Below are 11,587 nucleotides of genomic sequence, written 5' to 3' on the forward strand. Positions count from 1 at the left end.
ATGATCTCTCGTCGCACCATGTTCGCACTCCTGGCCTGGCCCGCCAGCGCCGCGCTCAGCCATCCCGGACGGTCGGTCGAGGCCGCCGGGATCCTGGGACAGGGCGTCTCCACGCGCGGCGTCAAGCCGCAGCCGCGCGGCAAGCCTTCCGGCCGTCCCGTCCTGGCGCGCTTCACCGACATTGCCAAGCAGGCAGGTCTCACCCAGCCCATCGTGTATGGCGGCATCGACACGAAGAGCTACATCCTCGAGGTGGTCGGTTGCGGAGTCGCATTTCTCGACTACGACAACGATGGCTGGCTCGACCTGTTCGTACTGAATGGCACTCGTCTAGAAGACGCGCCGCCGGGCACGACCAATCGCCTGTACAAGAACAATCGCGACGGCACGTTCACGGACGTCACCGAGAACGCGGGGCTGACACGCACGGGTTGGGCGTCGGCGGTCACGGTAGGCGATTACGACAATGACGGCTTCGACGACCTCTTCGTCACGTATTACGGCCACAACGTGCTCTACCACAACAACGGCGATGGCACGTTTACGGATGTGACCGAGAAGGCCGGCCTGCGCCAGGACGCCGTGCGCTACGGGTCCGGGTGCACGTGGGTGGACTACGATCGTGACGGCCACCTGGATCTCTTCGTCGCCAGCTATCTCGACACCACACTCGAAGAGCTGCCAAAACCGGGCGAGAACACCGACTGCCGCTGGAAGGGCGTGCCCGTGAACTGCGGTCCTCGCGGGCTCCCCACGGGATTCGTGCAGTTGTTCCACAACAATGGCGACGGCACGTTCAGCGACGTGAGCAAGCAATCTGGCGTTGCGGCGGCGGCGGGATCCTATCCCATGACCGCTGTGGCGGCGGACTACGACAACGACGGCTGGCCCGACATCTACGTCGCGTGCGACTCGACACCGAGCTGGCTCTTCCGCAACCAACACGATGGCACGTTTCGCGAGGAGGGTCTGGAGCGCGGTGTGGCGCTCAGCGAAGATGGCATGGAACAGGCCGGCATGGGCGTCGGTATCGGCGACTACGACCTCGACGGCAACCTGGATATCTTCAAGACGCACTTCTCCGATGATACGAACGTCCTGTACGCCAACGACGGGAAGGGCTACTTCAACGATGTCACCATCCGCGCCGGCATCGGCGTGGAAACGCGGTACGTGGCCTGGGGCACGGGGATGATCGACCTGGACAACGACGGCTTCCCTGACCTGTTCGTGGTGACCGGCAGCGTCTATCCGGAGGTGGAGCGAAAGCTGCCGGACTACCCGTTCCGCACACCTCGCTTGGTGTTCCGCAACCTGGGCGACGGCAGGTTCGAGGAATTGATTGAGGAAGCGGGGAGCGGGATCGCAGCGGCGCACAGCAGCCGTGGCTGCGCCTTCGGCGACTTCGACAACGACGGCGACGTGGACATCCTCGTGATGAACATGAACGAGCCACCGTCGCTGCTGCGCAACGACCTCTCCGGCAATGGCCATTGGCTGAAAGTGCTTCTCGTGGGCGTCAAGTCGAACCGCAGCGCGATCGGCGCGCGCGTGACCGCGCGCTACGGACGCCGCACTCAAGCGCAGGAAGTCACGGCCCAATCGAGCTTCTACTCCGCCAACGATCGCCGCTTGCACTTCGGGTTTGGCGCCGAAACCTCCGCAGACCTGACGATTCGGTGGCCCACCGGCGAGACGGAGAAGATCCCCAACGTCGCCGCAGACCAGCTCGTCGTGATCCGCGAGGGAGCGGGCATCGCCGAGACACAAAAGTTCAGTAGCTGATTGGCCCCCGTGCGAAACAATGGCCGTAGTGAGTGTCAGGAACGCTGCCGTCCAGAACCAGCTAGACTCAAAGACGGTTTCAATGTTGACGTCACCATGGGGGATGGTCCGTGCGCTTCGTCATGACAATCATCTTGCTATTGCTGGCTCAGAAGGTGGCCGCCCAGCCGGATGCGCCGCTGGGAGCGCCAAGTGGCGTACCGACGCCGGCACAGGGCGTCGAGGACGAGGGTTGGGAGTCGGAGGGCCTGCCGGACGGCTCGAGTGAGTGGTCCATCCTTGGCGGCGGGGGCCGCACGGACTTACGTGGTGTCTTCGACGATGTCGCAGGTCCGGCGCCCGCGACCCGCGTCGCCCTGTCCGCGTTCCAGTGGAGCCGCGTGCTCACGGCGCCACACGGGTTCTGGCCGCTGCGCGGACAGCTTCAAATGGGCTTCGAGATCGTGCCGCTGTTGCGCGCTGTGCAAGACCAAGCCGCGCTTGGCTTTGGGGCATCGCCGCTGTTTCTTCGTTGGCGCTTCGTCGGCTCGCGACATGCACAACCGTATATCGAGGCACTCTCCGGCGTCACACGGACCGACCATCCAATCCCAGAAGGCACAACACGCTTCAATTTCTCGAGCAAGGCGGGGATTGGAGCCTGGTTTGCGGTCAGCGAGCGTGTTGGCCTGATGATCGGCTATCGCTTCGACCACGTCTCCAACGCCAGCCGCCTGCCAATCAACCCCGGCGTCAACTTTCATGAGATTTACGTCGGCCTTTCATGGATTCGCCGGCCTCACCGGGAGGAGGCGGCTGGAAGCGCCCCGTGAGGCGGGCGCAAAAATGAGCCGGGAGGCCCATGACCGGGTAGAATGTCTCCCGTCGGCACGACACCAGGAGCGCGCCCATGCGATGGCAGCGACAACGCCGGAGTGAGAACGTCGAGGACCGCCGCGGCCGGCGCGTTGCCATGGGTGGACGCGCCGGCGGCGTAGGCCTCGGCGGTCTTGTGCTGCTCATGGCGGTCGGCTATCTCGTCGGCGGGGATCCGCTCGCCTTGCTGCGGGAGGGCACGCCCACCTCGACACAGGTCGATACCGGTCCGTCCGGCGGCTCTCCCCCGCCGGACGACGAGGCGTCACGGTTCATTGGGGCGGTGCTTGGCAGCACGGAAGATGTCTGGGGTGCGCGCTTCCAAGAGATGGGCCAGCGCTACGCAGAGCCACGGCTCGTGCTGTTCTCGGATGCCGTGTCCTCCGCATGCGGCATGACCTCCTCGGCTGTCGGCCCCTTCTACTGTCCGCCGGATCAACAGGTCTATATCGATCTGAGCTTCTATCGTGACCTCGCGCAGCGATTCGGCGCACCTGGTGACTTCGCGCAGGCCTACGTGGTGGCACACGAAGTCGGCCATCACGTTCAGAATCTGCTCGGCATCGCTGAGCGCGTCGACACGCTGCGCAGACAGAGCAGCGAGGTGGACGCCAATCAACTGTCCGTGCGCCAGGAGCTGCAAGCCGACTGCTTCGCCGGGGTGTGGGGGCACCATGTGGCGCAGGCAACGAGCGGCATGCAGCTCGAGGAAGGCGACGTGGAAGAAGGCCTCGCGGCGGCCGCAGCCATCGGCGACGACCGCCTGCAGCGCCAGTCGCAGGGCGAGGTGACGCCAGAAACGTGGACGCACGGATCGTCGGAGCAACGCGCCACCTGGTTGCGCCGTGGCCTGAGCAGCGGACGCGTGGCCGACTGCGACACTTTCCAAGCGGGCTCCTGAGCGTCTCCTTAGCGGCCTATCATGTCTGGAATCCCCTCGTGATACCGAAACGCTTCGACCGGCGTGCCGTCGCGCTGCGTCATGCGTTGCTGCAGACGCTCTCTCACGAGTGCCTCCTGCTCCGCTGACAGCTTCGGGCCAACATACTTGTTCTGGCCCTCGGGTCCCCATTGGCTCGTGTAGCGTGTGGCGGCGTTGATCTTCTTGTCCACGTGCCCGCTGATGTCGACCCACGTATCCGGGTCGCCACTGTCGTAGAAGAGATACTCCTCGATCTGATGGGGCTGCAGCCCATGGTTGACGAGGTGGCCGGTATAGAGCAGGGGCCACTCGGCCGCACGTGCGGCGTCGGCTGCCAGGTAGGCAGCGGCGCGGTGGTCCGACTTGTGCCAGCGCTGCCCCTCCTTGCCGGGGTCGAACGCCATCACGGCGTTCGGGCGAAGGCGTCGAATGTGGAAGACAATGCGCTCGATGACCTCTTCCTGATCCGCGTACTCGAGCCGGCCGTCGTCGTATCCGAGGTTGATGTAGTTCTCCTGAGGAATGCCAACCTCGGCGAGCGCGTTCGTCTCTTCCTGGCGGCGGATCTTCGCCAGCGCAATACGCGAGAGCGCGGGATCCTTCGTTCCCACGTTTCCAAGCGTCAGGAGCATGACGTGGACGTCGTTGCCGTTGGCTTTTAGAAGCGAGAGCGTGCCGTGTGATTGCGAGTCATCATCCGGGTGAGCACCGATGAGCAGGATCGTCTTGCCGGTCCACTGTTCCACCGGAACCTTGGGCTGGGCGTTGACCGTTGCGAAAGGCGATAGCAGAAAGATGCTGAGCAGAGTGAGTTTCTTCATGATCGTCTCGGTCTGTCTGTCAAACGTTGTCTAGCCGTGGAAACCAGAAACGGCCGCCTCGGCGAGATTACGGCCGCCTCGGCGAGGCGGCCCTACCACGATGGTCGGGCGCGTTCGCCGAACGCGCCGTGCGTGCCCTGAGCGGAGTCGAAGGGCTAGAACCCGCTGGGCCGCAGCCAGAAGCTCTCTTCCCAAGCTCCGCCTGGAGGCACGCTTTGGAGCTCGTGGTAGAGGCCTCGATGAGCGAGGTTCATCGAGTTCGTGATCCCGGCCATCGGCTCGATCGCCACGGTTCCACGGCGCTGCTGCGCGGCCAGTATAGGCGCGGCAGCACCACCAGCCCCTCGACCAGGCTGGTCGCGCGGCGGTTGCACCAGGATCAACACGGTCTTGTATTTTCGACCGAGCAACACGTCGAGGCGTTGTCGTTTTCCGATGAGGCTCACTAGGCTTCGGCCCTCCGCATCACGCTCGAGATCGCTGAAGATGTCATCCAGGCGCACGTCGCTCACCGCCACGTTCTTGGGATCCGGCAAGATATCGGTGATCGGCTGCGTCTCGCCGGTCGGAATGGTTCGGTCGTCGAGGCGCCAGTGGGTCTTCGCCCCGATCGAAAGCCTCCACTCGTCACGATCCGAATCCGTCAACTGGAAGTACGGGTGAAAGCCGAGCGCGACCGGCATCGGTTCGTTGCTCATATTGTCGAGGCGAGCTCTGACCTCCAACATGCCATCAAACAACCGGTATGTGATGGTCACCGTGTGGGCAAAGGGAAACTGTTTCATGTATCTGGGGTTCCGATAGAAGTCGAGCCTGCCCGTAACCGTCGCTCCGGTTGCATTGGCCTTCGCTTCCACCAACCTCCACTCCACAGCGTTCCGCACGAAACCGTGAATTGGAATGGCATCGCTGCCCGTGTTCCCAAGGCCTGTGTCGAAGCTGTACTTCTGCCCGTTGGCGTAGAAGGCCTGCTCGTCGAGCCGGTTCGCATATGGCCAGAGCAAGGGAATCCCGCTCAAGCCAGGACGTGCGCGAAAGTCGTCCAGCGTGGCAAACGTCTTGCGGATTACGTCCTGCCCGTTGACCACCATCTCATAGGCGTTGTTCATCGTCTTCAGCACCGAGACCCTGATCTTCGCCTGGCTGTCGTGCAACTCGACGATGTCGTTCGACTGTCGGATCGCGTACCGGCCCTGGGCCGCAGCGGTCATCGACATGGCCAGTGTCGCGGAGACAACGAGACTCACAACGAGTACGTAGAAATGGGGCTTCATTGCCTGCCTCTCGAGGGACCGCCCGTGGTTGGGGGCGAGTCCAGGTCCGGGTAACATAGCATGCGTCCGCAGTCAGTTCAGCCCCCGGCATCGGCATGGCTGCGGTGAAAGGAGCTGATCGTGGTAGCCCGCGTATGGCAAGGCGTAACAAGAGCGGCCGTTCTGTCGCTCTTGATTCTCGCCGCGCAATGGTCGGGGCCTGAAGCGGGATCGAGGCAGGTCGACGCTGTGGCTGACGTGAGCTCGACGGCGTCGGTCGTCCTCGACTCCCCGAACGGAAACAGCCGTGTCGTCGTCGGATTGTGCGAGGTGGCCGGCAAGCCGGGAGTGGCCTGCTACGACGTGTCCTGGCGCGGGACGATGGTGATTCGGCGTGCCACGCTGGGCGTCGACCTGGTCGACAGCGAGCCGCTCGGAAGCAATCTCGCGATCGTCGAGGTTGCGCGCCGTCAGGGCGACATGCGTTATCCAGTCTATCCGGGCAAGTCGAGCATGGCCCGCGATCACTACCGCGAGGCGGTCATCTCTCTGGAAGAGCGGACAGCGCCGCATCGGCGTCTGGATGTCCACTTTCGTGCGTACGACGATGGTGTGGCCTTCCGATACAGGTTTCCCGAGCAACCTGGGATGACAACGCTCACTATCGGCGAGGAGCGCTCCACCTTTGCCTTCGACGGCGAGCCCGAAGCCCACATTTTGCCACTCGACACGTTCACAACGCCGTATGAGGTCCGCTATCAACGCATCCCGCTGAAAGATGTCTCGCCAGATGCGCTGCTCGGTCTCCCACTGCTCCTAGAACATCCGAACGGAATTTGGACTGCACTGACGGAAGCAAACCTGACCGACTATGCGGCAATGTACGTCACGGCCATCGACGGTCGCCCGGGCGCCCTGACTAGCCGTCTCTCCCCGCGGCCGGACGAACCTCGGGTCAAGGTGAAGGCGAAAGCCCCACACGTCTCGCCCTGGCGTGTGTTGATGATGGCGGACGACCCAGGACGCTTGATTGAATCGAACCTGGTTTTGAACCTGAACGACCCGAGCGTCATCGAAGACACCTCGTGGATCAAACCGGGTAAGACGACCTTTCCCTGGTGGAACGGGTACGAGCTGGGAGACGCCGGCTTCCGCGGCGGCCTGAACACGCAGACGATGAAGCACTACATCGATTTCTGCGCGGAGACTGGCATCGAGTATCACTCGTTGGACGGTCTCGAACGGGCCTGGTACGACGGCCCGATCAACCCGTATCAAGGGGCGGACATCACGACAAGTGTGCCGGAGATCGACCTCCCAGAGGTGATCGAATACGCGCGCCAACGCGGCGTGCGTTTGCGCCTGTGGATGCACTGGGAAGCGGCAAGAGCGCACATGAAGACCGCGTTTCCCGTGTACGAGCGCTGGGGCATCGAGGGTGTCATGCTGGACTTCATGAACCGCGACGACCAGGAGATGGTCAGGTTCCTGCACGAGGCGATTCAACTGGCGGCCAAGCACCGGCTCACCGTGACGTTACACGGTGCGGCGAAACCAACCGGGCTGCGCCGCACATACCCGAACCTGCTCACGAGCGAGGCGGTCATGAATCTCGAGTACAACAAATGGGACGCGGAGGGTATCTCCCCGAAGCATGAGCTGACGGTGCCGTTCGTTCGAATGCTGGCAGGCCCGCTCGACTTTCACCAAGGCTCGTTTCGCCACGTATGGCCGCGTGCCTACACGCCACGACGGATCGCGCCTGTGGTGCAGGGCACCCGCGCGCGGGCCCTGGCAAGCTACGTCGTGCTCGAGAACCACCTGCCGATGGTCGCGGATTACCCGGCGGCCTATCGCCACCAGCAGGGACTCGCGCTGCTGGCCGAGATCCCGGCAACATGGGATGACACGCGGGTCGTGAGCGGGGCCGTCGGCCAGTACATCACGATTGCGCGGCGGAGCGGCGAGCTGTGGTATGTAGGAAGCATGACCGACGGCGCCGGGCGGAAGCTGACCATCCCGTTGGACTTCCTCGGCCCCGGGCAATTCGTCGCCGAGGTGTACGCCGACGATCTCGATGCTCCAGACGAGCCATCGAAACTGACGCGCCGGCGGCTCCAGGTCTCTGCCGCGGACAGGCTCCGGGCCGAGCTGGCGCCAGCCGGCGGCCAGGTCATTCGCTTGGCCCCCAGATAGGGTCCTCTTCAGCGCCCGACCTGAGGGTCGGGCTTACGGTGCGTACGGAGTCGATGTATGTGTCGAAACATCAAAACGCTGGCTAACTTCGCGCCTCCGGCAACGGTTGATGAGATCAGCGCGTCGGCGCTCCAGTTCGTACGGAAACTGAGCGGCACGACACGGCCGTCGCGCGCAAACGAGGCGGCGTTCAACCGCGCGGTTGACGAGGTCACCGCCGCCGCGGAACGGTTGATCCAGTCGCTGACGACAAGCGCTCCGCCGCGCAATCGCGAGGAGGAAGCGAGGAAGGCCAAAGAGCGCGGACGGCTACGCTTCGCCTGACTCGTACAGCCATCCTATTCCTTCGGCTGTCCAGCGGCGCGCCACAAATACCAGCTCGCGACCGTGCGGTATGGTTTCCAACGCGCGCCGCGCGTCTCGAGCTCGGCCACTTTGTGTGGCGTTGGTGGTATTCTGCGGGCCAAGTTGCATATGGGTACACAGTCCAGACACTCACGATTCTCGGCCGCAGCGCTCGCAGGCTTGGCCCTGTGCTGGCTGGCAGCGGAGCGCACCGCGACGACGGCGCCACCGCCGCCTGCCGCCGTGGCGATGCTCGAACCGGAAGGTGAAGCGCAGAAATTCTGGCCACGCTGGCGCGGCCCGTCCGGGCAAGGCCTGGTGGCTGAAACAGGCTATCCGGATGTATGGTCGCAAACGGAGAACGTCGCATGGAGGACAGCGGTCCCCGGACGCGGCCACTCGTCTCCAATCGTCTGGGACGATCAAATCTTCTTGACCACCGCATACCCGGACGGCCGGGCGTCGATGCTGGCGTTCGAGCGGTCGACAGGCAAGCGACGCTGGGAAGGAATCGTCCCAGACCGAACTGCCGAGCACACGCATCGGAAGAACAGTCACGCCTCCGCAACACCGGTGACCGACGGCCGGCGCATTTACGCCTCGTTCGGTAACCGGGGACTCGTCGCGTTCGATCTCGACGGACGGCTGATTTGGCACCGTTCGCTCGGCACGTTCGACAACTATCACGGCACGGCAGGGTCGCCGCTTCTCTACCAGGATCGCTTGATCCTCTATCAAGATCACAGCGGGGGATCGGAGGGCGGCGCGTTCGTCGCGGCCTTTGCAACGGCGACCGGCGACGAGCTCTGGCGAACGGAACGTGAGGCCACGGTTGGCTGGGGCACGCCGGTCGCGATTCGTGCAGGCGACCGTGACGAGATCATCGTCAGCGGCCAGCAGCGCGTGATCGCGTACGACCCCGCTTCCGGGCGAGAGCTCTGGCGCGCCTCCGGCAACACGCGCGAGGTGATCCCAACGCCGGTGGTGGGCCACGGCCTCATCTTCTGCTCGTCTGGACGGGCCGGGCCAACGCTAGCGATCAGACCGGGCGGCACGGGCGACATCACCGACACGCACATCGCGTGGGAAAGCCCAAAGGGCTCTCCCTTCGTCCCTTCACCGCTGCTCTACGGCGAGCGTCTCTACATCGTCAACGACATGGCGAGCATTGCGACGTCTCTTGAACCCACCACGGGAAAGGTCATCTGGCAGGGGCGATTGGGCACGGCCAAGCGCGAGGGCTTTTCCGCCTCGCCGGTCGGTGTCGACGACAAGGTCTTCTTTACGAACGATGATGGTGAGACGTTCGTCTTGAGGGCAGGACCGGAGTTCGAGCTGATTCGCGTCAACCGGCTGGGTGCCCGCGTGCTCGCCTCTCCGGCGCTGGTCGATCGCCACTGGTACTTCCGCACCGAGCAGGAGCTCGTCGCCATCGGCGGCAAACCCGCTTCTGATGGGCCAAAGGTAGGGACGCCTCGCCGAGGCGTCCTGTAGCCAGGCTCGACGACCAATCACACCACGGCTTTCGGGCTCGCCGCCTGCACGAAGACGGCACGCCCCAGACTTCTTCGTGCTGGCCGGGTATGGGCATGTTGACGTCCACATCCGGATGTGTTATTTTTATCGCATATCAGTTATAGGCATAACACATGACGAAGCCATTCCACACGGGGCTCGCCCGACGCGAGCGGCAAATCATGGACATCCTCTATCGCCGCGGCCGCGCGACCGCCGCCGAGGTCATGGATGAGCTGCCTGGCGATTCAAGTTACTCCACCGTACGCACGCAGCTACGGGTGCTGGAGGAAAAGGGCCACGTCCGGCACGAGGAGCACGGCCTCCGATATGTCTACTCTCCGGCCGTGCCACGCCGGGCGGCGCGGCGATCCGCGTTGAAGCACCTCGTCGACACCTTCTTCGATGGGTCGACGGAAAAGGTCGTTGGCGCGCTGCTCGGCGGCGAGGGAGCGCGGCTGTCGGAACAAGAGCTGGATCGGATTGCCGACCTCGTCGCCAAGGCTCGAAAGGATGGAGCTCGATGATCTCCATAAGCTTCCTCGCGGCGAGCACGATCAAGGTCTCCCTCATCGTGGGATCGGCCTTGCTCGTCGCGGCACTCCTCCGGAAGCAGTCAGCTGCCGTCCGCCACTGGGTGCTGTCGGTGGCAATCGTGTGTGCGGTAGTCGTGCCGTTGCTCCAGCTCGTCGTGCCTTCGTGGCATCTGCGCTCCAATACGTGGTCAGCACCTTCACAGGTCGCGATCGCAAGAGACGACCGTGTGGCTTTGAACGCGGACTCGCCGAACGTCTCGGTGGCCGTGCGAGCGGCAGAGTCGAATGCCGTTCAGCCACAAGGGTGGGAGCTGGCTCGAATGGCCACGGCGGGCCGCTTGCTCGGCCAGATATGGATGGCCGGTCTGGCGATCAGCCTGGGTGTGCTGCTCGTCGGTCTGACGCGCCTCGCCTGGCTCGCATCACGGTCTCGTCGAGTTCTGCGCGGCAGGTGGGTCGAGCTGGTGGAAGACATCGTTAGTGAGTATGGATTGCGCCGCCCCGTCCTGTTGCTACAGAGCAATCACCAGTCGCTGCTCGTGACGTGGGGACTCTTCCAACCAAAAGTGATCCTGCCCGCAGCGGCGGGCGATTGGCCGGACGATCGTATCCGTGTTGTCCTGGCTCATGAGCTCGCGCACATCCGGCGCCGAGACTGGCTCGTGCAGATGACCGCGGAGCTCCTACGGTCAGTGTACTGGTTCAACCCTCTCGTGTGGATGGTCTGCACGCGACTGCGTCTCGAGAGCGAGCATGCCTGCGACGATGCGGTGCTCAATCGTGGCGTCGAAAGGCTCGACTCGGGCTCCGCTTTGGCTGGTGGCGTGATCACGCAGCCAAAGAGGACCAAGAACGCCGATCCCGTCTACCCCGCAAGCCTCGCGGAGTCTGGAATAGAGGGGCGCGTCGAGTTGAAGGCACGCATCGACACAAGCGGCGCTGTCACCGCTATAGAAGTGCTGACTTCGCCGCATCCGGAGCTGGCAAACGCCGCGGTCGAAGCTGTCAATCAATGGCAGTACACGCCGACGCTTCTGAATGGCGTTCCGGTCGAGCCTGAGATCGAGATCGCGGTAACTTTCAGCGTGGAGCCGTGATTCGCCGGCGCAGATCAAGTTCACCTACCCATCAACGCTTGGGCGGAAGGCGCTCGACTGCAGCATGACGTCGCGCCTCCTCGATGATGGTCTCTAGACGGATCACTCGATCCCGCAAATCGCGGTTCTCGGTGCGTAGCGCCTTGATCTCGTCAGACAGGTCTGTGACTTCGTCAATGATTGTGGCTACCGAGCGTAACGTGTCCCAGGCCTCCTTGGGTACGCTCACGGACGAGCTCCGCGGCGGCGGGCGACAGAGGTC

At 63.8% G+C, this 11,587-nt stretch carries 11 protein-coding genes; 8 read left to right on the forward strand and 3 right to left on the reverse strand.

What is annotated here, in order from left to right:
* The 3 genes from GEV06_20600 to GEV06_20610 all read left to right on the forward strand — a co-directional run bounded on the left by GEV06_20600 (position 1) and on the right by GEV06_20610 (position 3,541).
* Positions 1 to 1,785, forward strand: a complete 1,785-nt coding sequence (locus GEV06_20600) for a CRTAC1 family protein (protein ID MPZ20292.1) — start codon at positions 1 to 3, stop codon at positions 1,783 to 1,785.
* A 122-nt stretch (positions 1,786 to 1,907) separates the two neighbouring features.
* A complete protein-coding gene (locus GEV06_20605) occupies positions 1,908 to 2,597 on the forward strand; it encodes a hypothetical protein (GenBank protein MPZ20293.1) in 690 nt (229 codons plus the stop codon).
* A 77-nt stretch (positions 2,598 to 2,674) separates the two neighbouring features.
* Positions 2,675 to 3,541, forward strand: a complete 867-nt coding sequence (locus tag GEV06_20610) for a flagellar biosynthesis protein FlgM (GenBank protein ID MPZ20294.1) — start codon at positions 2,675 to 2,677, stop codon at positions 3,539 to 3,541.
* 8 nt (positions 3,542 to 3,549) lie between these two features.
* Here the strand turns inward: GEV06_20610 and GEV06_20615 are convergent, their stop codons facing one another.
* Both GEV06_20615 and GEV06_20620 read right to left on the reverse strand, forming a co-directional pair.
* On the reverse strand, positions 3,550 to 4,383 hold the full coding sequence (locus GEV06_20615; GenBank protein ID MPZ20295.1) for a PIG-L family deacetylase: 834 nt from the start codon (positions 4,381 to 4,383) through the stop codon (positions 3,550 to 3,552).
* Positions 4,384 to 4,538: 155 nt separating this feature from the next.
* Positions 4,539 to 5,714 (reverse strand): hypothetical protein, encoded by a 1,176-nt coding sequence (locus GEV06_20620; protein MPZ20296.1) that lies wholly within the window; start codon positions 5,712 to 5,714, stop codon positions 4,539 to 4,541.
* Between the two features lie 63 nt (positions 5,715 to 5,777).
* Here GEV06_20620 and GEV06_20625 point away from each other — a divergent pair, with 63 nt between their 5' ends.
* The 5 genes from GEV06_20625 to GEV06_20645 all read left to right on the forward strand — a co-directional run bounded on the left by GEV06_20625 (position 5,778) and on the right by GEV06_20645 (position 11,325).
* Complete coding sequence (locus GEV06_20625; GenBank protein ID MPZ20297.1) at positions 5,778 to 7,832, forward strand: glycoside hydrolase family 97 protein; 2,055 nt, start codon at positions 5,778 to 5,780, stop codon at positions 7,830 to 7,832.
* A 57-nt stretch (positions 7,833 to 7,889) separates the two neighbouring features.
* The gene (locus GEV06_20630; protein MPZ20298.1) at positions 7,890 to 8,156 is read left to right on the forward strand and encodes a DUF2277 family protein; all 267 of its coding nucleotides are present in this window, start codon (positions 7,890 to 7,892) and stop codon (positions 8,154 to 8,156) included.
* Between the two features lie 150 nt (positions 8,157 to 8,306).
* Positions 8,307 to 9,671, forward strand: coding sequence for a PQQ-binding-like beta-propeller repeat protein (locus GEV06_20635; GenBank protein MPZ20299.1), 1,365 nt, complete (start codon positions 8,307 to 8,309; stop codon positions 9,669 to 9,671).
* A 155-nt stretch (positions 9,672 to 9,826) separates the two neighbouring features.
* Entirely contained in the window at positions 9,827 to 10,219 is a 393-nt protein-coding gene (locus tag GEV06_20640) for a BlaI/MecI/CopY family transcriptional regulator (GenBank protein ID MPZ20300.1), read from the forward strand.
* A complete protein-coding gene (locus tag GEV06_20645; GenBank protein ID MPZ20301.1) occupies positions 10,216 to 11,325 on the forward strand; it encodes a TonB family protein in 1,110 nt (369 codons plus the stop codon). Before GEV06_20640 ends, GEV06_20645 begins: the two co-directional genes overlap by 4 nt.
* Before the next feature lie 31 nt (positions 11,326 to 11,356).
* On the opposite strand, the gene GEV06_20650 is transcribed toward GEV06_20645, so the two are convergent.
* Positions 11,357 to 11,554, reverse strand: coding sequence for a hypothetical protein (locus GEV06_20650; protein ID MPZ20302.1), 198 nt, complete (start codon positions 11,552 to 11,554; stop codon positions 11,357 to 11,359).
* Between the last annotated feature and the right edge of the window lie 33 nt (positions 11,555 to 11,587).

The organism is Luteitalea sp. (genome assembly GCA_009377605.1).
In the GTDB taxonomy this organism is placed as follows: Bacteria; Acidobacteriota; Vicinamibacteria; order Vicinamibacterales; family Vicinamibacteraceae; genus WHTT01.

Coding starts and splice junctions, on each gene's coding strand:
- GEV06_20600 (MPZ20292.1), top strand. CDS start 1: ATGATCTCTCGTCGCACCATGTTCGCACTCCTGGCCTGGCCCGCCAGC.
- GEV06_20605 (MPZ20293.1), top strand. CDS start 1,908: ATGACAATCATCTTGCTATTGCTGGCTCAGAAGGTGGCCGCCCAGCCG.
- GEV06_20610 (MPZ20294.1), top strand. CDS start 2,675: ATGCGATGGCAGCGACAACGCCGGAGTGAGAACGTCGAGGACCGCCGC.
- GEV06_20615 (MPZ20295.1), bottom strand. CDS start 4,383: ATGAAGAAACTCACTCTGCTCAGCATCTTTCTGCTATCGCCTTTCGCA.
- GEV06_20620 (MPZ20296.1), bottom strand. CDS start 5,714: ATGTTACCCGGACCTGGACTCGCCCCCAACCACGGGCGGTCCCTCGAG.
- GEV06_20630 (MPZ20298.1), top strand. CDS start 7,890: ATGTGTCGAAACATCAAAACGCTGGCTAACTTCGCGCCTCCGGCAACG.
- GEV06_20635 (MPZ20299.1), top strand. CDS start 8,307: ATGGGTACACAGTCCAGACACTCACGATTCTCGGCCGCAGCGCTCGCA.
- GEV06_20640 (MPZ20300.1), top strand. CDS start 9,827: ATGACGAAGCCATTCCACACGGGGCTCGCCCGACGCGAGCGGCAAATC.
- GEV06_20645 (MPZ20301.1), top strand. CDS start 10,216: ATGATCTCCATAAGCTTCCTCGCGGCGAGCACGATCAAGGTCTCCCTC.